General features: G+C 65.1%; 20 protein-coding genes. 7 read left to right on the plus strand and 13 right to left on the minus strand.

The genetic code is table 11. The features are described 5' to 3' along the window. Positions 1 to 30: 30 nt before the first annotated feature. The 9 genes from BXE_RS11210 to BXE_RS11250 all read right to left on the minus strand — a co-directional run bounded on the left by BXE_RS11210 (position 31) and on the right by BXE_RS11250 (position 12,710). Positions 31 to 939 (minus strand): TauD/TfdA dioxygenase family protein, encoded by a 909-nt coding sequence (locus BXE_RS11210; protein WP_011488414.1) that lies wholly within the window; start codon positions 937 to 939, stop codon positions 31 to 33. 148 nt (positions 940 to 1,087) lie between these two features. After that, the gene (locus tag BXE_RS11215; RefSeq protein WP_011488415.1) at positions 1,088 to 4,441 is read right to left on the minus strand and encodes an enterotoxin A family protein; all 3,354 of its coding nucleotides are present in this window, start codon (positions 4,439 to 4,441) and stop codon (positions 1,088 to 1,090) included. 271 nt (positions 4,442 to 4,712) lie between these two features. Further along, positions 4,713 to 5,291: a c-type cytochrome gene (locus tag BXE_RS11220; protein WP_038457928.1), complete on the minus strand. Its 579-nt coding sequence runs from the start codon at positions 5,289 to 5,291 to the stop codon at positions 4,713 to 4,715. Then, entirely contained in the window at positions 5,284 to 6,558 is a 1,275-nt protein-coding gene (soxC, locus tag BXE_RS11225) for a sulfite dehydrogenase (RefSeq protein ID WP_011488417.1), read from the minus strand. Before soxC ends, BXE_RS11220 begins: the two co-directional genes overlap by 8 nt. 12 nt (positions 6,559 to 6,570) lie before the next feature. Then, positions 6,571 to 7,608, minus strand: coding sequence for an ABC transporter substrate-binding protein (locus tag BXE_RS11230; RefSeq protein WP_011488418.1), 1,038 nt, complete (start codon positions 7,606 to 7,608; stop codon positions 6,571 to 6,573). 41 nt (positions 7,609 to 7,649) lie between these two features. Then, positions 7,650 to 8,480: an ABC transporter ATP-binding protein gene (locus tag BXE_RS11235; RefSeq protein WP_011488419.1), complete on the minus strand. Its 831-nt coding sequence runs from the start codon at positions 8,478 to 8,480 to the stop codon at positions 7,650 to 7,652. Then, positions 8,474 to 9,535 (minus strand): ABC transporter permease, encoded by a 1,062-nt coding sequence (locus tag BXE_RS11240; protein ID WP_011488420.1) that lies wholly within the window; start codon positions 9,533 to 9,535, stop codon positions 8,474 to 8,476. The genes BXE_RS11235 and BXE_RS11240 overlap by 7 nt, the downstream gene beginning before the upstream one ends. 56 nt (positions 9,536 to 9,591) lie before the next feature. Next, positions 9,592 to 11,046: a SidA/IucD/PvdA family monooxygenase gene (locus BXE_RS11245; protein ID WP_038457926.1), complete on the minus strand. Its 1,455-nt coding sequence runs from the start codon at positions 11,044 to 11,046 to the stop codon at positions 9,592 to 9,594. Between the two features lie 164 nt (positions 11,047 to 11,210). Further along, positions 11,211 to 12,710: an MFS transporter gene (locus BXE_RS11250; RefSeq protein ID WP_038457923.1), complete on the minus strand. Its 1,500-nt coding sequence runs from the start codon at positions 12,708 to 12,710 to the stop codon at positions 11,211 to 11,213. A 288-nt stretch (positions 12,711 to 12,998) separates the two neighbouring features. Between BXE_RS11250 and BXE_RS11255 the strand changes: the two genes are divergently transcribed. The 7 genes from BXE_RS11255 (at position 12,999) to BXE_RS11285 (ending at position 21,042) form a co-directional block, all read left to right on the plus strand. Continuing rightward, entirely contained in the window at positions 12,999 to 14,066 is a 1,068-nt protein-coding gene (locus BXE_RS11255) for an ABC transporter substrate-binding protein (RefSeq protein WP_011488423.1), read from the plus strand. Between the two features lie 31 nt (positions 14,067 to 14,097). Next, positions 14,098 to 14,949: an ABC transporter permease gene (locus BXE_RS11260; protein WP_011488424.1), complete on the plus strand. Its 852-nt coding sequence runs from the start codon at positions 14,098 to 14,100 to the stop codon at positions 14,947 to 14,949. Positions 14,950 to 15,108: 159 nt separating this feature from the next. Next, positions 15,109 to 15,987 carry an ABC transporter permease gene (locus tag BXE_RS11265; protein ID WP_011488425.1) on the plus strand — a complete coding sequence of 293 codons (879 nt, stop codon included), beginning with the start codon at positions 15,109 to 15,111 and terminating at the stop codon, positions 15,985 to 15,987. Between the two features lie 34 nt (positions 15,988 to 16,021). Continuing rightward, on the plus strand, positions 16,022 to 16,888 hold the full coding sequence (locus BXE_RS11270; RefSeq protein WP_011488426.1) for an ABC transporter ATP-binding protein: 867 nt from the start codon (positions 16,022 to 16,024) through the stop codon (positions 16,886 to 16,888). 46 nt (positions 16,889 to 16,934) lie between these two features. Next, entirely contained in the window at positions 16,935 to 18,311 is a 1,377-nt protein-coding gene (locus BXE_RS11275) for an LLM class flavin-dependent oxidoreductase (protein WP_011488427.1), read from the plus strand. A 113-nt stretch (positions 18,312 to 18,424) separates the two neighbouring features. Beyond that, complete coding sequence (locus tag BXE_RS11280; RefSeq protein WP_011488428.1) at positions 18,425 to 19,372, plus strand: TauD/TfdA dioxygenase family protein; 948 nt, start codon at positions 18,425 to 18,427, stop codon at positions 19,370 to 19,372. 116 nt (positions 19,373 to 19,488) lie between these two features. Continuing rightward, positions 19,489 to 21,042, plus strand: coding sequence for a phospholipase D family protein (locus BXE_RS11285; protein ID WP_011488429.1), 1,554 nt, complete (start codon positions 19,489 to 19,491; stop codon positions 21,040 to 21,042). A 27-nt stretch (positions 21,043 to 21,069) separates the two neighbouring features. Here BXE_RS11285 and BXE_RS11290 read toward each other — a convergent pair whose 3' ends face one another. The 4 genes from BXE_RS11290 to BXE_RS11305 form a co-directional block, all read right to left on the minus strand. Next, the gene (locus BXE_RS11290) at positions 21,070 to 21,900 is read right to left on the minus strand and encodes a polysaccharide deacetylase family protein (RefSeq protein WP_011488430.1); all 831 of its coding nucleotides are present in this window, start codon (positions 21,898 to 21,900) and stop codon (positions 21,070 to 21,072) included. After that, positions 21,897 to 23,012: a glycosyltransferase family 4 protein gene (locus tag BXE_RS11295; RefSeq protein WP_011488431.1), complete on the minus strand. Its 1,116-nt coding sequence runs from the start codon at positions 23,010 to 23,012 to the stop codon at positions 21,897 to 21,899. The genes BXE_RS11290 and BXE_RS11295 overlap by 4 nt, the downstream gene beginning before the upstream one ends. Positions 23,013 to 23,510: 498 nt before the next feature. Next, the gene (locus BXE_RS11300) at positions 23,511 to 24,185 is read right to left on the minus strand and encodes a nucleotidyltransferase family protein (protein WP_038457921.1); all 675 of its coding nucleotides are present in this window, start codon (positions 24,183 to 24,185) and stop codon (positions 23,511 to 23,513) included. Further along, entirely contained in the window at positions 24,182 to 25,243 is a 1,062-nt protein-coding gene (locus BXE_RS11305) for an XdhC family protein (RefSeq protein ID WP_011488432.1), read from the minus strand. Before BXE_RS11305 ends, BXE_RS11300 begins: the two co-directional genes overlap by 4 nt. Positions 25,244 to 25,247: the final 4 nt, after the last annotated feature.

Consider the following 25,247-nt stretch of genomic DNA (forward strand, 5'->3'; position numbering starts at 1 on the left):
GTGAGAGAGGTAAAACGGGCCACGTTGCCGTCAGAACGGCACGTCGCCTTCAATTGTCGTGCGGTACAGTTTGCGGCGCAGATGATCCGGCGTGCCGGCCGCGAGGTGCATCAACGAGCGGTTGTCCCAGAACACCATGTCGTGTTCGGACCACTCATGCCGGTACAGATGCTCGGGGCGCACGCTATGCGCGAAAATTTCCTCGAGCAGAGACCGGCTCTCGTCCTCCGGCAAGCCGATCACGCGAGTCGTGAAATGCTCGCTGACAAAGAGCGCCTTGCGGCCGGTCTCCGGATGCGTGCGGACGATCGGGTGCACCACCGGCTTGACCTGGGCGATCTGCTCGGCGGAGAGATCCGGGCGCCACGGGCTGCGCTTTTGCAGCTCAGCGTATTTCGCGAGATACGTGTGTTCCGCCGAACGCCCTTCCACTGCGGCGCGCAAATGCGCCGGGAACGTGTCCCACGCCAGATGCATGTTGGCGAACAGCGTGTCGCCGCCTTGCGCAGGCAACTCCTGCGCATGCAGCAGTGAACCGAGGCTCGGCGTCTCCTTGTAGGACAGATCGGAGTGCCAGAAATGGCCGGCGTCGCCCAGACCGATCGGCTGGCCGTTCTCGACGATGTTCGAGACGACCAGCACCTCCGGATGGCCCGGCAGTTGGAACTGATGCAGCACGTGAATCTGCAGCGGACCGAAGCGGCGGCTGAAAGCGATCTGCTGATCCGGCGTGATGCGTTGATCGCGGAACACCAGCACGTGATGGTCCAGATGCGCACGGTGAATGCGCTCGAAATCGTGCTGGCTGAGCGGCCGGCCGAGATCGAGGCCGAGCACTTCCGCGCCGACGGGGCCGTCGAACGCGCGAATCTCGATGTGCTGGGCCGGTTGGGCAAGGCCAGCCTGGCTGGCGGCGGTGGATGCAAAGGCAGTCGTCACAGGGCACTCGTCGTCGAATCTGATCGGAATACGCCAGCGAGGGCGCAGTCCGACGAATTTACCGGCGCTCGCGTGCGCCGGCAACGAAGCAAATCCGATAGCGATATCTGCTGAAGTGATAAAGCCGATGCTTTAACGCGTTCCGGCCTTAGCCGCGCAAGTCATAACGGGTCTTGAGCAGATATTGCAACTGCCGGTTCCGTGTTTCGTCCGCCTTGATCCTGTCCCAGGTCAGAGCGGGAACCCTGTAGTTGGACGCGAGTGTGCCCACGCGTTGAGAGCGGATCTGGCGCGTGGCCGGGTCGATGGTTGCGCGCCAGACCGGCGTGCCGTCGAGCTTGCGCACTTCGAGCTGATTCGGCTTGTTGGCAACGGCGCAAAATCCATCCCTGAACAGCCATGCGGCATTGTTCCGCGCGAGCCATTTCGACGTTTTTCCAACCTCTTTCCCCGTCCATTTCTCCACAGAGTCGAGAAAGTTGTCCCGTTGGTCGATGCCCGGCATTTGCGTGACGAAACGCGTCGTGCCCGCGGGCAAAGCCGAATCGGGATTTCTCGAGAATTCGTACAGCAGCAACCGGTCGCCTGCGCTGCCGCTCCAGAAGGTGTGCAAGCTGGTTGGCGGCGGTACGACCGTTTTGCCGTCGAACCCGGTCAAGCCCCATTCGGATCGGCTGCCGAGGTTTTGTGTCGTGACATAAGGGTAGAAAGAATACTTGCCGACACTGAGAAACTTGCGATCCTCGCTGTGAATGAGATGCTTGCCATCGAATTCAAAAACGCCGTTGCGGTTAGTTCGGGTGGACGGCACGCTGCCGGCATAGAGGTAGCCGTTGTTATCCACGCGGAGCACCCTTTTGTTATCGCCGGAGAGGTGAAAGCGGCCATCTTCGCCCATGACGAATTGACTCGTGTTCCCAGGCACGTCGACCCTGCGCGAATAATCGAAGCAGACCTCGCCCTTGCCGCCGACATAGAGTTTGGTCTGCCATCTGGCGTCCCCATATCCCCACAAGGTCATCGGGCCGCGATAATCGAGCCGCCTCGCCTGCCGGTCCACGAGGTACTCGATCTGCGAGTTGGCATGGTCATAAAACTCGGCCTGCGTGCGATTCGGGTCCTGTTCGGGCCGCGCAACCGCGGGTTTGCCGCCGTATGACACATGCGACATGAACGGGCTGTGAGTCCCGTCGTTCCAGACCGGACTGTCGACCGGATAGCGCGCCAGTTGCGGCTGGGCGCCACCCGTTTGCGTCTGGTCGTAGATATCCCAGCGGTAGTCGGGGTTGGCGACGAACGGCTGCAATTTGCCATCCTCCACGCGCTGCCAGCCCGCGATCTGCGTGTAGTCGATACGTCCCATTGCCGCCTGTTCGTGGATATGCGGGTCGCGGGTGCCGGCACCGAGGCTGCCATTGACGTCCACCATGTTCGGTGCCGGCGCCACATGGTAGAGGTAGCCGCTATTCGACTGGGAGGCGAGGCGGTCCAACGCCGTTCTGCCGTACTGGAAGGTGCCCAGATAACCCGCCGAGTCGACGGCCGACGGGTTCGAGCTCACGTCGAAATCGTGCATATCGAGACTCACGTCTTTGAGCGGCGTGCTCTCGATGCTGAAGCCGCCCTGCACCTTCAATGCTTCCGGCGTCAGCGTCGACGGCCGGAAAAGCAGGCCGCGCCGCGAACCGTCCGATGCGTCGAGCGAGCGCTTCCTGAACTCGGGGCGCCCGCCCGCGAGCCTTTCCATGTCCGGCTCGGGCGGCAGCGCTATCGGCGGCACGGCCACATGGTGCGCTTGCGCGATATCGCTCAACGTGACGTTGTTGATGGAAGATTCTCCCGCCACGGCGAATTCGTCCTGGCTGGCACCGTGCATGGGCCGGCTGCGGCCCAGATTGGCGAACCATGTGGTCGTCGCGTGATCGGCGTCACGCTGATCGGCATCCGCTGAACCATAGCGGCTGCTGATTGCGGACGACATATCGGCAAAATTCTGATAACTGAACACGCCCACCGCCGGGTCGTAGATCTGGTACGCGTCGTTCAGATAGTTGGCGGACGGATTGATTCTCTGAACGATCACGGGAGGCTCCGCGGGGTCGGGTCTGCCGCGTGTACGGGTAGCCCCGGAGCCTGCCGGATTGCCGCCGGACGTAAAACGGATTTCGACGAAATCGTCGTCATAACCTCGCAGGCTGTTGTCGCGAACGTAAGGCTGTTCGAAGTGCCGGTTGAGGTCGTCGGCCAACTGCGCGGCGCTCTGAATATGGCTTTGGCCTTCATGCCTGACATGGTTCGGCAGATTCGAAACCATCGCATACCGGTTCACATCCTGCAGGCCGCGGATCCCGTCAATCGCGGCTTGCCGCGTTTGCGGGTTACGCAGCCGCTCCCTGAGATCGGCTGTTGCGCTCGCCAGGTCTCTCGAGCGTCCACCGGCGATATTCACCAGCGCGTCGGCAGCCATGCCGGTAGCCGAGTCGGCCATCGCGCGCGGTTGCCCCGCGGCCGCGAAGAGGACGCCTTGCGACAGTCCGTTCGCGTCGACCGCGGTGCGCGCATACAGGCCGTGGCGATAGAGCTCTGGCGGCGGCTCCGGAAGCAAGGGCGCCAGAGGCGCCTGCGTTGCACGCACTCGCGGCTGCCCGCGAGCATAGACCTGGATGCTGTCGGGCATGACCTGAAGACCCGTTTCGCTGTACGCGGTGTCCAGATACCCTCTCAGTGCGTGCGCCATGTCGGCCTCGTTGCGATACACGAACGCGCCGTTGTTCGGATCGAAAACGACGTAATCGCCGCTGGCTCGCCTTTGCATCAGCAACGCGTGGCCGTGTTGCCAGCTATTGTCGACCGGAGATGTCATGCCGAGCCGCAGGTATGCCATGTCGCCCGGTTGCAGCCAGTCATGCAGGCGGGTCATCAAGCCCGCGATGCGCTGGCTGCGATCCGGCGTTCCGTCGTATAGCTCGGCGTTGCGCTGTACATACCGCCCGAGCGCGAATGGCGTCAATCCATCCTGAAACCGGTCGATCCGCTCGAACATCTCCCGGCTGGCGCGAGAGCGGGAATCCGCGTCGATCAACATCTGGTTGACAGCGGATGGCACGTCCGCGGTGGCCCCGCTGTCGTCGCGGTCGATTCGGCGCATCGCTTCGCGAACGAGGCCGTCACAGGTTCCCCTACCGCGTGGCCCGCGCGTGCGCCGGCGATCGTTCTGATCGAACTTCTGATAAGACACGGCCATTTCCTTCAATGCTTCGCCGCCGCGACATTCGCGGAACTCGGGCTGTGCGCCGCATGTGCCGAGTACGCCGCCGCGCCGGATGCGCGAAAGGGTCGACGCTGGTGCGGCGTATGTGCCGGCATTTGCGGAGTGACTCGCGACGCGTGCGGGCGAACCAGTGTGCGGCTGCATCGACGTCGGCGTGCGCGGCGAACGATCGCCCGGCTGGCCGCGCGGTTCCACAGGGTACGACAATGCATAAGTGCGGCTGATTTCCATACGACTCTCCCACGAGAAGGGACACGGTAAATGTGCCGCAGCGATGAAAGTCCACGACTGCGCCTTTCATACGCATGGCGGTTGTGGACGGCACAGGTCGAGTGTCGGGGAGCCCGCTTCACGTGGGGAACTGAATAACTGCTACAACGAGAATCGGCGTTGGCGCGCCGGGTCGTTGCAAACATCGCGGTACAGCGTGAGACTGTCGCTCGTCTCTGCCAACGCCGCTAACCGGGCACACCAGCCGCACCGATTATCCGGCGCGAACCGCTCACAATTGCCCCGGGCGCGGATCAGCTACGAAGCCGCCGCGATTGGGCATGACCACACGCGGCAAAGACGCCGCGTCGAGGCGCGTATCTGCCGGTACGATGCCGTTCTGGTTGAGCAGGAAAGCACTCACCGCATACACCTCGTCGGCGGTGAGCGACTCGGGCGCGTTGTACGGCATCGCGCGGCGAATATAGTCGAAGAGCGTCGTCGCATACGGCCAGTAGCTGCCCACGGTGCGCTTCGGCTTCGCGCTTGCCAGCGAGCCCTGGCCGCCCACCAGCGCGTCGCCGAGACCGCCCTCGCCCTGCGCGCCGTGACACGCGGCGCACTTCGCGGTGAATATGTGCGCGCCGGTCGCGACATCGCCGCTGCCCGCGGGCAGGCCGCGTCCATCCGGCGCGACGTCGATGTTCCACGCGGCGAGATCCTCGCCGGTCAGCGGTGTGCCGATATCGTGAGCCGCGCCGGTTTTCCTCGCGATCGGCGTGGCCGATGTGCAGGACGCCAGCACCGCCAGCGACAGCAACGCGGCCAACGCCATGCGCGCCGGTACAGCTTGGCGGTGGCCGTCACGCATTGCGCACCTCGCCGCTCTCGTCCACGCGCCATTGCTGGATCGCGTTGTAGTGATATTGCGAATTCAGGCCGCGCGCGGCGACGAGTTCGGCGCGCGTTGGCTGCAGATAGCCGGTCGAATCCGTGGCGCGCGAGAGAATGGCGGCAGCACCGCCGTCCCAGCGCCAGTCCGCTTCGAAACGCGTGAGCGCGCGATCATGAATCGCGCCGACCAGACGCGCGGCACGCCACGTTGCGCCGCCATCGGTCGAGACCTCGACCTTGCGGATCGTGCCGCGTCCGGACCACGCAAGACCTGTGATCGGGTAGTAACCCTGCGTGGTGAGCCGATGGCCTGGCGAGGGCCGCGTAATCACCGACTTCGCGTCCATCTCGAAGGCGAACTGACGCGCCTTGCCGTTCGCAAGCAGGCTCGTGTATTTCGAGGTTTCCTCGCGCGTTTGCAAGGGCGCGTCGACCACTTTCAGCCGGCGCAGCCACTTGACGTTGGTATTGCCCTCGAAGCCGGGAACGATCAGCCGCAGCGGATAACCGTTCTCCGGGCGCAGGCGCTCGCCGTTTTGCGCATAGACCACGAGTGCCCGGTCGAGGATGCGATCGAGCGGCAGGCTGCGCGTCATCGCGGCGGCGTCGGCGCCCTCCGCGAGCAACCAGCCGCCGCCTGCATTACCGGACACCGGAACGCCGCCCACCTCTTCCAGCAAAGTGGATAAGCGCACGCCGGTCCATTCGCAGCACGACAGCAGACCGTGCGTGAGTTGCAGCGGCATGCCGCTCGGGCCATTCCATTCGTTGCCGGTATTACCGGAACATTCGAGAAAATGAATCCGCGATTCGGACGGCAGGCGCAGCAGGTCGTCGAGCGTGAATAGTTTCGGCGTGCGCACGAGGCCGTGAATCGCCAGCCGGTGCTGATCGGGATCGATGTCGGGCACGCCGCCATGATGGCGCTCATAGACCAGACCGTTGGGCGTGAGCGTGCCGTGCAGATCCGCGAGCGGTGTCATCGAAGAGGCCGCGCCGGGCAGCGGCCACGCTCGCGCGCTGCGCCGCACGACGTCGGCTTCGTGCGGCGAAGGCAGCCCATAAGGATGCTCGAGAATGGGTGCGCCAGGCACGCGGCTCGAAGGCGCGATGTCGAGCGGCCTGAGCAGTTCGCTCGCCGCCGCGGCATGCGAAACGGCGAGGCCGCCGGCCGCCAGACGGCCGAGCCATCGACGGCGGCCGCGCGATGGCGGCGTGTCGGGCTTTGAAATACGTAACGGCATCACGCCTCGCCGTCAAGCCAGCACATTCGAGAACACCCGGTCCGCGAGGCGATTCGAATCGGTGCCGCTGTTCAGCACGCCGACCGCTTTCAGGTCGTCGGCATAGAGCGAAATCTCTTTCTTGAACGCGTCGCCGACCGGATGATGGTGATCGGTGTGGCTCCTGAGCATTGCGGTCAGTTGGCCCACGTCGGCGGACGGCGTATAGACCGAGAAAATCGCGGCCGCGTCCGCGGGATGATTCGCGGTCCACTCGGTGGCTTCGAGCAGCGCCTGGGTCAAGGCCTGCGCGGTGGCGCGATCCTTTCGCACCAGCGAGCCGCGCACGCCGAGCACGCAGCACGCGCGCGTCTGGTATTCGCCGCACAGATTGTTCGACACTTCGTAGAGATGGTCGGACTCGCGGATCGTCCAGATGGTCGGGTCGCCGTCCGCGATGGCCTGCACTTCGCCCTTCTTCAACGCCTCGCCCAGCAGATTGGCCGGATACTGGCGCCAGTTCACGTCGCGATCCGGATCCACGCCGATTTTCTTCAGCACGATGGCAAAGAAATTCCTGCTGGGACTCGCCATATCGCTGACGCCGATCGTGCGGCCCTTCAGCCCCGCCACATCGACGATGCCCGAGGCCCGCGTGGCCAGCAAACGCATACAGCCGCCGTGAATCCCGGCGGTCAGTTTCACGTCGAAGCCCTGCTCCAGCGGTTTGATCCAGCGCAGCGCCATGCCGACGCCCGCGTCGGACTTGCCGGTGGCGATCGCTTCCAGCAACTGATCGGTCGAGCCGGAAAAATTCACGAGCTCGACCTGCAGGCCGTGACGTTCGAAAAAGCCCTGCTTGACCGCCACGGCCACGGGTGCGGTACAGATCGCGCCCGCATTCCACGAGAGCTTGAGCGGCTTGAGCGGAGCCTGCGGCGTTTGCGCAAAGGTCAGCGGGCCGGGCATCAGTATCGTGCCGCCTAGCGCCGCGGCACCCGCGCTCCAGGCTGTCTTGCGCAACCATGCGCGGCGCGCCGGGTGCGGTGGAGCTTGATCGTACGGATTCATGGTGGGTCTTCCTCAGGTCGTCTATCGATTGTTCTGTTTGTTCAGGTATCCAGACCAAGTTGGGCGAGTACCTCGCGGCGCAGCGCTACCAGCTTCGGGTCGTCGCGATGGCGCGGATACGGCGCGTCGTTGCGGACTTCGGCGATCACCCGCGCCGGCCGCTCGCTGAAGACGATCACGCGATTCGCCAGCAGCAGCGCCTCTTCCACGTCGTGCGTCACCAGCAGCACGGAGAACCGCGCGTCCTGCCAGAGTCGCGCCAGTTCGTTCTGCATGCGGATGCGCGTCAGGGAATCGAGCTTGCCGAACGGCTCGTCCAGCACCAGCAGCGCCGGATCGTTGACGAGCGCGCGCGCCAGCGCCACGCGCTGCGCCATGCCGCCGGACAACTGATGCGGAAACGCCTCGGCGAATTCGGTCAGGCCGACCAGTTCCAGCGCGGCATCGATGCGCTGCTGCACCCGCGTGTCCCGCGCAGCGCCATGCCGGGCAAAGCCTCTGCGCTGCGCCTGCGGACCGACGCCGACATTGCCGCGCACCGTGCGCCACGGATACAAGGTCGGGTCCTGGAACACCACCACGCGCGACGGATCGGGACCGGTGATCGCGGCGCCGTCGGCCTGCACGCCGCCCTGCGTCGGCGTATCGAGCCCGGCCACCAGCCGCAGCAAGGTGGACTTGCCGCAGCCGCTCGGGCCGAGCAGCGCGACGAACTCGCCTGGCTCGACGACGAAACTGACGTCCTGCAGAACGGGCAACGCGGCACCGCGCAGCGCGAACCGATGGCTCACGTGACGCACGTCGATGCGCGCGCCGTCGCGGACCGGCGCCGCGGCGGCCGGCTGATTCAAAACATCGGGTACGGCTACCATTTGAGCAGTCCTTTTTGCCAGGCCAGCAGGCGGTCACGCACACGGAACAGCAACGTGATCAGACCGGAGCACATCAGCGCCATCACCAGCAGCGCGGCATACATATTCGAATACGCCGCCCAGCCTTGCGCCCATTGCAGATACCAGCCGAGCCCCGCTTTCACGCCCATCATCTCCGCGACGATCAGCACCGAGAACGACGCGCCGAGCCCCATGAACAGCCCGACGAACACCGAGGGCAACGCGGCCGGAATCGCGACGCGCAGGATCAGGAAAGACGGTCTCGCGCCGAGCGTGCGCGCAATGTCGTAGTACGCGGAGTTGACGCCGGCCACGCCCGACCATGTCAGCACGGCGACCGGAAACGCGGTCGCCAGTGCGATCAGGAACACGCTCGCGCTAAAGCTGGACGGAAAGAAGAAGAACGCGAGCGGCAACCACGCGGTGGCCGGCAGCGGGCCGATCAGCCGCAGAACCGGATGCACCCAGTAACTGACGGCCTGCGACCAGCCGATGCTCACGCCGATCGCAAAACCCGCAACCGCGCCCAGCAGGTAGCCGTAAGCCAGCAGGCCGAACGAATGCACGACGCTCGTGCCGAGCCGCGGATAGTCTTCGGCATAGACGCCGATCAGCGCTTGCGGCGGCGCGAAGAAGGGTCGCGGCAGCCATTCGAGTTGTGCCGTGACCGCTTCCCAGACGCTGACGCCGAGCGCCAGCGCGAGCAGCCAGGGCATCGCGGCGAGCCATGCACCGATGCGCGTGGCCGTCACCGCCTTGCGGTTTGACGGACCGCGCCGTCCCGCCACCGCCGTCGCAATCGCGAAGGCCGCCAGCACCAGCTTGAGTGCGATGAATGTTTTCGTGTACGGCCAGTCGTCGGGACTCGGCCACCACTGGGTCAGCGCCGCGCTGCCCAGCCACGCGAGCGCGGCCAGCCATGCGATCAGCACGCCGCGCGGGAGGCCGCGCCGTGTCGTGCGGTGCCCGGCATTGCCGGAATCCCCGTCGACGGCCGCACCTCGCGTCGCAATCGATTCGAACTGGGTGGACATAGCGTTCCAGCCTCCTGCGTTGTTGAATTAGCGTGAGTGCACGCCAAAGCGCGATTTCACGCGATGTCGACGTCGACGCCCTCGCGCTGCCAGACGCTGCGCGCATAGATCGAATCGTCGAAATCCGCGGCGATGTCGTCGTTAAACCGTGCTTCATGCGCGTCCAGATCGGCGAGAAACAGATCGCGGCTGATTCGCTGCACCACGGCGGGAATGTCGCGTTTCATGCTCGGCACGTCGCCCACCGGCAAGCCGAAACTGACGAATGCCGCCGGGTTGTAGACGTGGATATGCTTCAGGTACGGCGCGGCGCCCTCCACCTTCTCCAGGTATTCGAGCCCGGCGCCGAGATAGGGATGCGAACCCAGCGCTTCGTCGCTGTCGGCGGCGTTCGGGACGTACTGATCGCGCCAGAGCCGGATATGCGCGGCGAACTCCGCGAGTTCCGGGCGCAGCGCCGGATTCACCACATACCCCGTGCCGGCAATCACGAAATCGAATGCAAACGGTTCGCCCGCCACACGGGTTTCGACGCGTTTGTCCCGCACAGCGGCTTGGGTCCACGGCGCGCCGAGATGCAGATGAAAGTTCGGAAAGCGCGTGACGCGCTCCACGGCGTCGGCAGGCGGCGTCGAACCGGCTTCGCGCAAGCGCCGCGCCTGCGACCAGCGAATCGCGTCGGGCAACTGGAAATAGTTGTCGTACGCGCCGGGATAAGCGCGCGTACGCGTTACCGGCACCGACGCGATACGCTCGCGCCGTGCGAACAGATGCACCTGCTCCGCGCCGGCTTCGAGCGCCGTTGCGGCCGCGTCGAATGCGGACGCGGCGGCGCCGATCACCGCCACGGATTTGCCGCGCAGCGCCGCGAAATCGATTGCTTGCGAGGTGTGGGCAAAGAGTGCCGGCGGCAGGTCTTTCAGCACCGCGGGAAGATTCGGCCCGCCGTTGCCCGCCACGCCGTTGCTGAGCACGATCTTGCGCGCCGTCTCCACCACGCCGCGGACCGAGGCGCCTTCGCGCACTTCCAGATGCAGACGGAAATGCTCGCCCACCGGCTCGATTCGCGTCAGACGTGTGCCGTAGCGAATCGGGATGTCGAGAAAATGCCGGTACCACGCAAGATATTCCGCCCAGCGCGTACGCGGAATCCGGTCGATCTCAGCATACGAAGCGGCGCCGAAGCGCGCTTCGTACCATGCCTGAAAGCTCAGACCCGGCAGGCCCGCTTCGGGACCCACCAATGTTTTCGGCGTACGCAGCCTGTTCATGCGCGCGCGATTCAACCAGACGCCTGCCTGACTCTCGTCGGGCGCGGCGTCGATCACGCTGACCTGACCGATGCCGGCACGCCGCAGCGCGAAAGCAAACGCCGCCCCAGTCTGTCCACCGCCGATGATCGCCACGTTATGATCGATGCCGTCACGCGGCGGCACCCAGTTGTCCGGCGCGGGGCCGATCAGCCGCAATGTGTCGAGCGCATGCTGGTCGGGATGGCTGAGTTCCGTCATGGTGTCGATTCGGTCAGGATATTGAGCGGCGGGCAAAACGCCGGGATGGTAAGGAGCCGCCATCGGTCGCTTCAGTATCGCGTCACCGATGGCTGGCCCAAACCAACTTATTTCGCTTTGCTTATTTGTTTTGTGATGCTGTTCGCAGCGGCGTTCCGGGTCCGTCAGGCGCGCGCGGGCTCTGCTGCCACGGCGGGCTGCGCGTAGTCCTCACCGTCGATGTCATAGCCCGACGGCTCCCAGCGGATCACCAGCAACACGAGCAGCGAACTCAGCGGCGCAATCGCGATCAGCCAGAACACTTTGGTACCGAATGCGGCGGCCAGCACGGGGAACAGGAACAGCGACACCGTCGAGGCGCTGCGCACCAGCGTCTGGTTGAAGCCCACGCCGATGCCGCGCAACGAGGTCGGATAGCTGAGCGATGCATACGTCATCGAATGGGAACCGGGGCCGAAGCCCTGGCCGAACAGATAGCCGCCGAGCAGCAGGATCGCCACCACCACGAGCGCGCCGCTGCCCGGTTTGCCGATCAGCGCGAGCCCGATCAGCGAGGCGAACTGCAGCGCGTGGCCGAGCACCGTCATTTTCCACGCGCCGACCGTGGGCGCGGTGCGCACGCCGATCAGGCCGCCCACGAACGCGAACACCAGATTCAGTCCCAGCGCCGCGATAATCGTGGTGAGCGGGCCCTGATGAAAGAAGCTGGTGATGATCACCGGCAAGCCGAAGATGATCGCGTTGTAGCCGAACGAGGAGGCGCTGCCGATCACCGCGGCGAGAATCGTGCGGCGCCGGTAAGTGGCGTTGAACAGCACCCCGAAGTTGCGCCACGACGCGGCGCGCGGCGCCTTCACCGGTACGGCGCCGTGCTCGACCACGGCGTCCACGCCATACGAGCGCTTGAGAATCCGCGCGGCCTCTTCGAGATTGCCCTGATTCGCGGCCCACACCGGCGATTCGCTGATATAGCGGCTGCGCACGAGAATGATCGCGATGGCGCGCACCGCGCCGAAGGCCAGCGTCAGACGCCATAACCAGCCGAGTTGATGCTCCGGCAGAATCGCGTAGAGACCGAGAATCAGCAGATAGCAGGTGCTCGTGGCCGCATACCACGCGGGGCACCAGGCGGCGACGCTGGCCGCCTTGTTGCCCTTGCCCGCCACGCGCGAGAACTCCGCAAGAAAGGCCATCGCCACCGGCAGATCGAGGCCGACGCCGAAACCCATCAGAAACCGCGCGCCGCCGAGCACCCACGCGTTCGGCGCCAGACCGGCCGCGATCGCCGCGACCACGAAGAACAGCATGTCGGCCATGAACACGCGGTAACGGCCGATGCGATCCGTCAGATAGCCGCCGAATAGCGCGCCGAGAATCGCACCGAACGTAATGGCCGACGAAACGAAACCCACCTGTACCGGCGAGAGCGAGAACTGCCGCGTAATGTCCTTGATCCCGTAAGCGAGCGAGGTCAGGTCGTAAGCGTCCAGAAAGACGCCGCCGAGCGCGATCGCAATCACGATGCGCGCATTGCTGCCCTTGGCAGCGCCGGCATTGACGATACGCGAGACATCCTGCGCGCTACGGATGATGGCGGGCCGCGCCACGTTGTCGGCGCTCGCTTGCGGGTCGACCGCGGTCGATGGAAAAGCAACTGTGGACATGATCCGGACTTCGCATGAGTGGCTGAAGCGTTGCATGGTAGCCATGCGATCGATGCCGGCAAAACGACGAATTCAACTATGCAAATCGGGAATCGCGCGCTGGCGTCGTTGCACCACCATGAAGCGGCGCGCGGACGGCACAGTTCGCACTTCTGCAGATTTTCTTATCTGCAATGATTGGTTGGATTCGGGCGCACGCGAATCTAACGTGTAGTTCCGGCCCTGCCGCCGACCCGAGCTTTCGCCTCTCTTTCGCACCCGTTTTCTTCCCTTGATTGGTATTCGCGCATGCGCTATTTCCGTCTGCTGAAGTCTTTCGTCGCCGTGGCGACACTCTCGCTCGCCGCGGCTCACGCGTACGCCGACAAACCCGCGGTGATCCGCATCGGTGTCGCGCAGCAAGGCACCGGCGATCCGCCCTCGTTCGGCGGCTCGCCGGCGGCGACCGTGCAGTTGCAGCAGTCGCTCGAAAAGGAATTCGCCGCCGACGGCATCAAGGTGGAGTGGCTGTTCTTCAAGGGCGCGGGCCCGGCGGTCAACGAGGCGATCGCCGACAAATCGCTCGACTTCGCCTTCCAGGGCGATCTGCCCGCGGTGCTCGCGCGCGCCAATGGGCTGAAAACACACCTTCTGCTCGCCTCGGGCGTGCGCACCGGCATCAAGATCGCAGTGCCGGCGGACTCGGATGTGCACTCGATCAAGGACCTGAAAGGCCGGCGCGTGTCGATCTTTCGCGGCACCAATCTGCAGCTCGTCGCCGACAACGCGCTCGCCGCCAATCAGCTGAACGAACGCGACCTGCGCGTGATCAATCTGGACACCGCCAGCTCGCTCGCGGCGCTGGCGTCCAAGGGCATCGACGCGTCGGTCAATGACTACCACGTGTACAAACTGCGTGACCAGGGCCTCGCGAAAGTGGTCTACGAATCGCAGAACGACGGGCCGCAATTCACCCGCCAGTCCCATCTGCTCGTGCTCGACGATTTCGATCACGCGCATCCGGATATCGTGCAGCGCGTGGTCAACGTGTTCGTGAAAGGCGCGCAGTGGTCGTCCGACGAAGCCAACCGCGATGCTCTCTTCAAGCTATGGGCCAAAAGCGGCGTGTCTTATTCGTCATGGCAGGCCGAGTTCGCGAACCAGAGCCTGAAGGAGCGCAATTCGCCGCTGATCGATCCGTTCATCGTGGCGCGCTACAAAGCCGTGGCGGACGACGCGCTGAAACTCAAACTGATCCGTCAGCCTGTCGAGGTCGATGGCTGGTTCGAAACGAAATATCTCGACAACGCGCTGCGCGCACAAAAACTCGACCACTACTGGACGCGTTACGACGCCGCGGGCAAACCGCTCAGCTAACGCCAGCCAACCACTCACCGGAGCGATCACGATGAGCGAAACCGCAATCCCGCTCGAACGCGAGCGGCTCGCGCCCACCAAAGCGCCGCACGCGTCGCCGTTGCGCGATCCGCGACTGCGCGCGCTCGCCTGGCGACTCGCGCCGTGGGTATTGCCGGCCCTGCTGCTCGCGCTGTGGGCGGTGGGTTGCGAACGCGGCTGGATCGCGCCGCAAATCCTGCCGCCGCCCGAGCGCGTGTTCGACACACTCGTGGAGCTCGCAAAGAGCGGCGATCTCGCGCGCAATACGCTGATCAGCCTGCAGCGCGTGCTGCTGGGTTTCGGCGCGGGCACACTGCTCGGCTTCGCGCTCGGCGCGGCGCTGGGTCTGTCGCGCACATTAGAGGCCTATGTGCTGCCGAGCTTCAATGCGCTGGTGCAGATTCCGGTGCTCGGCTGGCTGCCGTTTCTGCTGTTGCTCGTAGGCGTGGGCGAGCCGCTCAAATACATCCTGATCGCGCATGCGGCGCTCGTGCCGGTCACGCTGAGCACGCTGCAGGGGTTCCAGCAGACACCCGCCACGCTGGACGAAGTCGCGCGGGTGTTCGAATACAGCGGCTGGCAACGGATTGTCTATCTGATTCTGCCCGCTGCCGTGCCGACGCTCGCCACGGGTGTGCGGCTCGCCTTTACCAAGGCCTGGCTCGCGCTGGTGGTGGTCGAACTGGTGGCGTCTTCCGAAGGGCTCGGCTATCTGATCGTCTACGGCCGGCAGCTCTTTCAACTCGACCTGGTGATGGCGTCGGTGGTCGTGGTCGGCGCGATCGGCTATGCGGTGAACCGGGCGCTGGACGCACTCGAAGCGCGCTTGCGGCGCGGACAGCCGTCGGCATTTCGCGAGTGACGGCAAGCGCACGCCCGCACGCTCGCACGCATCAAGACTGACCAGGCGCACCGATACGCAAAAACGCGCACAAACACGCACAAACACGCAGCACCGGCACCCACAAACACGCACCACCGGCAGCCGCGCGCACGTGGCGCCGCCCGTGAGGAAACCACGATGACTCTCGCCCGCTTCAAGCGTTTCAACCCGTCGCCGAAGGCCGCCGACGCATCCTGCGATTGCGCCGCGCCCGCCGCCTTCCGGCGCGCGGCGCAGCCGCGCCGCCCGCTGCTGGCACGCTTCGACTGGCGCGGCACTGTCCTGCCCCTCGTCGCGATCGCGATCTGGTGGGCGGTCTCGGAAGCGCACGTGATCAAAAGCGGCCTGCTGGTCAGCCCCGCGCAGGTCCTCGCCACCGCGTGGCAGCAGATCGTCAGCGGCGCGCTGCTGAAGGCGCTTTCGGCGTCGCTCGCGCGCGAAGCCAGCGGCTTTGTGATCGGCACGCTCGGCGGCCTGCTGCTCGGCAGCGTGCTCGGCTTCTCCCGGCTCGCGACACGCATGATCGGGCCGAGCTTCGACACCTTCAAACAGATCTCGCTGTTCGCGTGGATTCCGTTGATTTCCGTGTGGTTCGGTCTGGGCGACGCGGCGAAAGTCGTGTTCCTGTCACTCGCCGCGCTGCTGCCCGTCACCGCGCACACCTGCGACGGCATCCATGCGGTGCCGCGCGCCTATATCGAGGTCGCGCGCGCTTTCCGCTACTCGCGGTGGCAGTTGATCCGCGCGGTGATCCTGCCGGCCGCGCTGCCGTCGATCTTCACGGGCATTTACCTCGCGCTGATCTATTCGTGGCTCGCCACGCTCGGCGCCGAATATCTGCTGGTGGCGGGCAGCGGCATCGGCAATACGCTGATCGACGGCAGCGAGCAGTTCCGCATGGATCTGGTGCTGTTCGGCGTGATCGTGGTCGGCGTGACGGGCTGGGCGTTGAACGCGCTGGCGCGTGCCGTGGAGCGGGCGATCTTTGCGCGCCGGCTCCAGTCCTCCGCCCGCTGAACCCGCCTCCGAACTCTCACCACCCGGATCGCTCATGACGTCTTCCACGCTCTCCGACAGCATCGACATTCTTCACGTCAGCAAACGCTATGCGCAGCAAGGCGGTGCGCCCCTCGCGGTGCTCGACGACATCAGCCTGCGCGTGCGCGCCGGCGAGTTCGTCAGCGTGCTCGGTTCGAGCGGCTGCGGCAAATCCACGTTGCTGCGGCTGATCGCCGGACTCGACACCGACTATAGCGGCGACATCGTGGTGGCCGGCGACAAGGTCTGCGATACCTCGCTCGAACGCGGGATCGTGTTCCAGGACCATCGGCTGTTTCCGTGGCTGACGGCTTCGCAGAACATTCTTGCCGCGCTGCGCAATGCACCGCTTTCCGCAGCCGAAAAGCGCGAGGCCGTGGCGGAACATATCGCGCTCGTCGGCCTCGACGGCTTTGAGCATGCCTATCCGCATCAACTGTCGGGCGGCATGGCGCAGCGTGTGGCGATTGCGCGCGGTCTCGTCAACCGTCCGCGCGTGCTGCTGCTCGACGAGCCGTTCGGCGCACTCGACGCGCTCACGCGCGGCCGTTTGCAGAACGAGTTGCAGCGCATCTGGGAACACGAACGCATCACGATGATCCTCGTCACGCACGATGTCGACGAGGCGCTTTACCTCGGTGACCGTGTCGTTACGATGGCGCCGCGGCCGGGCCGCATCAAACGGATCGTCGACGTGACCCTGCCGCGCCCACGCGAGCGCCACGATCCACGCTTCATCCGTTTGCGCGACGAGGTGCTGGCCGACTTCGCCGGGCATGACGGCGCGCCACGCGAACCGCGCGAAGACGACACGCCGCACGACGGCCCGCGCATTCCGGCGGCAAGCGCTCCGATCACCGATTGGCGGCTCGCATGGTGACGCACGCGTTCTCCCCTACCCACGACAATCCTTCACGGAGCAGACAATGAGCGGCGAAAAACAGCAGAAGCGGCAGATCAGACTGGGGGCCTTCCTGATGGAGACGGGCCATCACATCGCCGCATGGCGGCATCCCGATGCGCATGCGGGCGGCGGCCTCGATTTCGCGCATTACGCGGAGCTCGCGCGGATCGCCGAGCACGCCAGATTCGACGCGATTTTTTTCGCCGACAGCGTGAGCGTGCGCGACACCAATCTGCCTTCGCTGTCGCGCACCGCGCGCGCCGATCATTTCGAACCGCTGACCTTGCTGTCGGCGCTTTCGGTCGTGACGAAACATATCGGGCTGATCGCGACGGTCTCCACCACGTTCAACGAGCCGTACAACCTCGCGCGCAAATTCGCGTCGCTCGATCATCTGAGCGGCGGCCGCTCCGGCTGGAATCTCGTCACGTCGAGCACGGAATCCGAGGCGCACAACTTCAGTTTCGACCGGCATCCGGATCACGCGGTCCGCTACGAGCGCGCCAGAGAGTTCTACGACGTGGTGGCGGGCCTCTGGGATAGCTGGGAAGACGACGCGTTCATCCGCGACAAGGAAAGCGGCGTCTACTTCGATCCGGACAAGCTGCACGTACTCGGCCATGCGGGCAAGCATTTCAGGGTACGCGGGCCGCTGAACGTCGCGCGTTCGCCGCAGGGTTGGCCGGTCGTCGTGCAGGCCGGCGCTTCCGAGGCCGGGCGCGAGCTCGCGGCGCAAACCGCCGAGGTCATTTTCGTCGCGCATCAGACGCTCGATGAAGCGCAGGCGTTCTATCGCGACGTCAAAGGGCGCCTGGCGAAATACGGGCGCGCGCCGGAGCATCTGAAGATCATGCCGGGCATTTTCCCGGTTGTCGGCCGCACGCAGGAAGAAGCCGAAGAGAAATTCGCCGCGCTGCAGGACCTGATTCATCCCACCGTGGGTCTGTCGCTGCTGTCGAACATGTCGGGCGGCGTCGACCTGTCATCGTATCCCGTGGACGGACCGCTGCCCGAATTGCCGGAAACCAATGGCGGCAAGAGCCGTCAACGCCTGCTGTTCGATCTCGCCCGGCGCGAGAACCTGACGATCCGCGATCTGTATCTGCGCATTGCGGGCGCTCGCGGCCATCAGCAGGTGGTGGGCACGCCGCGGAGTATCGCCGACCAGTTGCAGCAGTGGTTCGAAGAAGAAGGCGCCGACGGTTTCAACATCATGTCGCCGTGGTTGCCGGGCGGCCTGACGGAATTTGCCGAACGGGTGGTGCCTGAGTTGCAGCGGCGCGGACTGTTCCGCACGGAATACGAGGCAGGCACGCTGCGCGGCAATCTCGGGCTGCCGCGCCCCGCGAATCGTTATACCGCCGCCACGCGGCAGGTCGCTGTCGCGGCCGGCCGGTGAAGCGCCACCGGAGCGCGACTGGAGCGCCACTAAAAGGCCGCTGAACGGCCAGTAAAGCGACGGCGTTCGCGCCGTCGGCCCCACCCGTTCTCTTCGTCAGGAGCTTTTCATTCATGAGTGCAGCCGCAGTGCAGGAAATACAGTCGATCGAGGTCACGCCGCTTTCCGCGCATATCGGTGCGGAGATTCACGGCGTCGATCTTACGCAGAAGCTGGAGGCGCGCCAGATCGCGGAGATTCGCGCGGCGCTTCTGAAGTGGCGCGTCGTATTCTTTCGCGAGCAGTTCCTGACGCACGAGCAGCACGTCGCGTTCTCGGCGCAGTTCGGCGAACTGACCTTGGGGCACCCCGTGTTCGGCCATGTGGAAGGGCATCCGGAGGTCTATTCGATCTCGAAGTACCGCAAGGCCACGCGCTTCGAGGGGCAAACGCTGCAACGCCCGTGGACCGGCTGGCATACGGACGTCACGGCGGCGGTCAATCCGCCGTGGGCGTCGATCCTGCGCGGCGTGACGATTCCGCCGTACGGCGGCGACACGCAGTGGACCAACCTGGTGGCCGCGTATCAGAAGCTGTCGGCGCCGCTGCGTTCGTTCGTCGACGGGCTGCGCGGGATTCACCGCTTTACGCCGCCGGCCGGCGCGAGCGGAACGCAGGCGTTTGTCGAAGCCGTCGAGCAGCGCATTCTCGTCACCGAGCATCCCCTTGTCAGGGTTCATCCGGAAACGGGCGAGCGGGCGCTCTATGTGAGCCCGAGCTTCCTGAAGTCGATCGTCGGCGTGAGTCCGCGCGAAAGCCAGGTGCTGCTCGAACTGCTGTGGGAACACGTGACGCGGCCGGAGTTCACCGTGCGCTTCAAATGGCAGGCCGGCAGCGTCGCGTTCTGGGACAACCGGGCAACGGCGCACCTCGCGCCCACGGATATTTTCGATCTCGACTTCGACCGGCAACTGTATCGCACCACGCTGGTCGGCGACGTGCCCGTCGGCCCGGACGGCACGCAATCGGTGGCGATCGAAGGCTCGCCGGTGAGCGCCGCCGCGGCCGTCGCATTGAACTGAGCTGGGCACGCCCGCGTCCGGCATGAGCGCGCCAGGCTGACCAGACCATCCGTGTTCACTCGACTCGCCCCCCCGTCTGCGGCTATCTTACGGACTGGGCGATCGAAGGGCACAACATGGCGACGTTTCGTGGCATTGCGGCAATCCTGCTGATCGCGTTGCTGTCCGCCTGCGCGAGCCTGCCGCCACAGGCCGGGCGCAGCGCGACACACGCGCTGACGGACACCGACAGCACCCGGCTCGGCGCCGCGTTCGTGCCGCAGGAGCGCAAGCATCCCGACAGCAGCGCATTCCATCTGTTGCCCAACGGCGTCGATGCCCTTCTCGCCCGTATCGTGCTGGCGGATGCGGCCGAGCGTACGCTCGATCTGCAGTACTACATCTGGCACGACGATCTGACCGGCCGCCACCTGGCCGACGCCGTGCTCAAGGCGGCCGATCGCGGCGTCAGGGTGCGCGTGTTGCTGGACGACCTGGGCACCGGCGCCGACGACCAGGTTCTGCTCGCCATCAGTTCACACTCCAACATCGAAATACGGCTGTTCAATCCGATTGCCAGCCGCAGCTTCAAGAAGCTCGGCAGCGCGCTGGAGTTCAGCCGGATCAACCGCCGCATGCACAACAAGGCGCTGATCGCGGACAATCAGGCCGCCATCCTGGGCGGCCGCAATATCGGCGATGAGTATTTCGGCGCATCCAGCGAGGTCGATTTCGGCGATCTCGACGTGCTGACTTTCGGGCCGGTGGTCCACAAGGTCTCCAATGCCTTCGACGAATTCTGGAACTCGGAGGCCGCCTATCCGATTGCCAGTCTGACCGGCCACGCCGCCGGCCCGGACGCGCTGCCGGGCTATCGCGCGAAGCTCACGGCATTCGTTGCGTCCGAACACGATTCGCCGTACGTCACGCAGGCACGGGAAAGGCTTCGCGACACTCTGGATGCGCGCGAGACCGACTTCGCCTGGGGAAAAGCCACGCTCCTCTACGACGATCCCGCCAAGATCACGCGCTCGCCGGACGATCCACAGGGACACTTGCTGTCGCAGTTCGACGCGCTGAGTATCCAGCCCGCCAAGGAAGTGCTGATTATCTCGCCGTACTTCGTGCCCGGTAAAAAGGGCGTGGCGTGGATGCGTGCACAGACGCAGCGCGGCGTGCGCGTGACGGTGCTGACGAACTCGCTCGCCGCTACGGACGTTGCGGCGGTCCACGCGGGGTATCAGCGCTATCGCAAGGATCTGCTCGACGCGGGCGTGCATCTCTACGAACTGAAGCCGGCTCCCGGCGAAGACAACGGCGAGAAAAAGAAATCGATTCTGGGTTCCTCGAAAGCCTCGCTGCATGCAAAGACCTATGTATTCGACAGGACGAGTGTCTTCATCGGCTCGATGAATCTCGATCCCCGTTCGATCACGCTCAATACGGAGATCGGCGTGTACTGCGAAAGCGCCCCGCTCGCCGCTCAGGTGGCGGATGGACTCGAACCGAGACTGGATCAGATCGCGTGGCGGCTGGAAACCCGCACGGATGGCAATGGCACGAGTCGCATTGTGTGGATCGACACCGCGCCGGACGGCAAAGTGACCGAGAGCGACGAACCCGGCGTGTCTGGCATCAAGCGTGTAGGTATCTGGTTTCTCGGCCTGTTGCCGATCGAATCGGAGTTGTGATGCGCAGCCGCTGGCCCGTTCAGCGGATCAGCGTTTGATCTTCAGATACGCCCGGCTGATCGTGGGCCGCGTGTGCACCCATAAGCGCGAGGCCAGCCAGGAAGCCGGCTTGTTGCGTACTTCGAGACGGGTGATCGAGCGAGCCGCGCCGTCGTTACGGCCCACATAGTTCGAGCCCGGTTCGCACGTGTAGAAGTGCCGGAAGCCGGCCTGAGCCGCTATGCGCCGGTAGTCCTCGTCGTGATATCCCTGCGGCCAGCACAGATGATCCGATACGGCGCCCAGCCGCTGTTCCAGCATGGCGCGCGCAATCGCCAGATCGCGTGACAGTCCCGCGCATTTCTGGTCGGCATGCGCGGACACACGGTCCCACCGCACATGGCTATGCGTGTGGCTGTGAAATTCGAACGTGCCGGCTTCACGCATGGCGTGAATTTCGGACCATCGGAGAATGGCCCGATCGGGTTCTCCGTTTTCAATCGCCAGTTCGCCCTGGCGGTGATCGAGTAAAGCGGGCATGGCGCCGCCCGAGCGCGCATGCGCACGCACCGGCCCCTCGCCGATCCAGCTCGTCACCAGAAAGCACAACGCGGTGAATCCGTGCGCCTGCAGAACCGGATGCGCATGCACCCAGTTGTCGAGATAGCCGTCGTCGAAAGTCAGGACGACAGATTTATTCGGCAACGGCTCGCCCGCCAGATAGGCCGACAGTTGCGCGCTGCCGATGGTCGTGTAACCCGCGGCGGCCAGATACGCCATTTGCGCGGCGAAATGGTCGGGCGACACCGTGATCATGCCGGGCGACGTGCTGACATGGTGATACATCAGCACCGGCACCGCGCGCGCGAACTTCGTCATGCCGTCGCCCGCCATTGGCCATAATAAGGACGCCGGCCGACGATGCCGCGCATATAGCAGTCGACGGTCTCGTTCGCCATTGCGTCGACCGTAAAACGGCTGTCGGTCTTCAGACGCGCGGCAAGCCCGAGGCGCGCGCGCAGCGGTGCATCGTCGATCAGACGGGCGAGCGCGGCTCGCAATGCCTCGATATCGTGCGCCGGCACGAGCAGGCCGTTCACGCCATCGTCGATCAACTCGGGCACGCCGTCCACGCGCGTGCCGATCACCGGCAGGCCGGCCGCCATCGCTTCGATAAACGACTGGCCGAGTGCTTCCTGATGTGTGGGCAAAACGAACAGATCGCATCCGCGCAATACGTTGGTGATGTCCGTGCGGAAGCCGAGCAGATGGATGCGATGCGCGAGGCCCATGCCATCCACGATGGCCCTGATCTTGCCGAACCACACGCCGTCGCCCGCCATCACGACATGCAGGTCGGGCCGCTCGGCCAGCATCGGCCGGACAGCCGCGATGAGATCCTCGTGACCTTTCTTCTCGCGGACGATCGCCACCATGCCGGCGACAATGGCCCCGGCGTTCAGTCCGAGTTCATCGCGCAGCGTGGAGTGTGTCAGCGCTTCCGGCTTGACGATGCCGTCGTAGATCGTCTCCACGCGGCTTTCCTGCACGCCCGCGGAAATCAGATACCGGCGCACGTGATGGCTGACCGCGACGACGCGATGCGGAATCCAGTTATACGTGGCGAGCGACGTGATCGGCAACGCCAGATGCCGCGTACGTACGATGAACGGCGTGCGCGCGAGCCGCCCCGCCATGCCGGCGACGAGGCTGTCATGCCCGCTATGCGTGTTCAGCACATTGAAGCGGCCACGTTCGAGCAGCGTCCGGATGGTCAGCATGGAGCGCAGATCGCCGCCGGTTCGCATGCGTGCGTGATGCACGGCAAAGCCTTCGGCGCGCGAACGGATACCGAGGCGCGCATCTTCCGGGCAAACCAGTTCGACGTTATGACCCAGTGCCCGCAACGCGATCATTTCCTTGAGCGTGCGAACCTCCTGGCCTCCCCATCCCCGCGATGACTCACTGTGGAGCACGCTTAATGCTTTCATTACGCTGACTTGCCTCCCGGCACCTGTTCTGTCTACGAGGACCGGCTCGTAATAGTTCGTAATATTGACCCGGGAATGCTGCGTTTGGCAGGGCAAACGCTTTATTCATGGGGGACGCGGCGATCTGGAAGTGACGTCGCCCTGCTGACGGGCGACGTCCGTTTAACGAACTGGCATGACTTCTCGTTGACACTCGACTTTCAAGCCGAGGCTGGAGTATTTCGGCGGCTTCCGTTTTTGTAAATAGGCAAACACACCGTGGCGAGTGCGCCGGGTGTGCGCAAACGTTGTCGTGCGGGAAGTGTTGTATTTGCGCTGTCGAAGCGCGATGGAAAAACGGGCGAAGGGAAAAGCGCTTGACTGGCAGTCAGACTATCCGGCGAGCGAGCGCCGGTTCGTTCTGGATAGACGGGGAGCGGATTCGTCCGGGGAAAGCCGCGCACGACGCGCGCATGACATTCCAGGCCGCCAATCGTCAGAGGGATCCCGGCAGGTTTGTCAGGTCGATGCGAATGCGCGTCTCTCCCGCGGCTCCGCCAACGCCAGCCGCTCCAGAATCCGCGCATAGTCTTCCGGCGTGTCCATGTCGATCGTAAAGCGGTCGTGGGCGGCCTCGTGGATGAACACGTCGTCGGGATGCTCGGCGATCAGCTTGCGGCATCCCGGATTCACGTGGCCGCTGACAACCTCGGCGGCATAGCTCGCGGAGAATGCTACAGGGTTGCCGCGTTGCCCGTTGAAGAACGGCACGAGGATCGAGCCGCGCGGCATCGCGGCGAACGCATCGATCAACTCACGGTAATCGGCGGCATCGAGCAGTACCTGGTCAGCCAGACACACCATCACCACGCTGCATGGCGCGGTCAGGGCGGCCACGCCCGCGGCGACCGAGCTCATCTGCCCTTCCTCGTAGCGCGGATTGCTCTGGAAGCCGACCGGCAGGCCGTCGAGCGCTTCCATCACCGCCCGTCCCTTGTAACCGGTCACGACCACGATCTGCGCGGGACCTGCCCCGGCGAGCGCGCTCACGGTGCGTCTAACGGCGGGCTGGCCGTCGAGCGGCAGCAGCAGCTTATGCTGCCCCTGCATCCTCGACGACAGGCCGGCGGCCAGCACCACCGCCGAGAATGTCGGCGCCTCGCCGGGCGCGGCGACCTTCCATGCGTCGTTCATGTCTTCTCCAGTTGGGCGCGGCCTTGAGCGATCGCCAGATATTTGTCGGGCGCGCGTTCGAATTCGAGCTTGCAACCGTCGCAGCAAAAATAGACGCGCTCACCGCCGTAGTCGATCACGTGCTTTGCCGACGCAGGGTCGACGGCCATCCCGCACACCGGATTCAGATAGCGCGCGCGCGGCGTTTCGATCGAAGCCGAAGTCTCACACGGCGACAACGCCGGCACCGTTTCGCCGCTCACGAGATGCAGTGCATCCACCTCGGCGGCGGCAGCCTGTTGCTGCAGTTCACGGCGCAGCGTCACGAGGCCCGCGACCGCACCCAACGCGATCTCCTGCGGCGTACGCGCGTGGATGTGCGGACCCGCGGGTGAACGCAGCGCGGCGAGGCGCTCAGGCGTAATGCCGCGCAGGCGCATCGCGTCGCGCAAGCGGTCGGCCTTGCGCTCGCTCGCGACCAGCAGCACGGCGGCGGCCGTACTGCGCAAGGCGGCTTCGAGCGCGTCTTCGTCGTTGTCGCCTTGAGTCGCGACCAGAATCGACTGAGGCTCGGTTTGATCGAACGCGGCCGCGTCGAAACCTTGCATCACCCACGGCAGACCGAGCGCCGCCAGCGGTGCCGTCACGCTCGCCGCAGCGCCCACGCGCAACCCTACTCGCTGAGCCAGCACGCAGGCTTCGAGCGCGGTGGGCGTCGCGCCCAGTATCAGCACCATCGGCGTGGGCAAGGTCGGTTGAATGAACAGTTCGAGCGTGCCGTTGCTCGCACAGGGCATGGCGTGCGCCTCGACGTCGGCTTCCGGCCTGCCCGGCTCGTTACTGATGCGCACGCGTTTGGGCTGGCCGGCGCGAATGGTCTGCCGGGCAGCCTCGATCACGATCGAGCGAGAGCAGCCGCCGCCGATCCAGCCATGCAGCGCGCCGTCGCCCTCAACCAGCGCCTGCGCGCCCACCCACGCCGAGGTAGGCGGCGCCGCGCGAATCACGGTGACGACGGCGAACGGCTGCGCTTCTTCGATCAGCCGCTGTTCGAGTTGGAGTAGGGTTTCAGTGCTCATGGCA

The sequence above is a fragment of the Paraburkholderia xenovorans LB400 genome (genome assembly GCF_000013645.1).
Taxonomy (GTDB): domain Bacteria; phylum Pseudomonadota; class Gammaproteobacteria; order Burkholderiales; family Burkholderiaceae; genus Paraburkholderia; species Paraburkholderia xenovorans.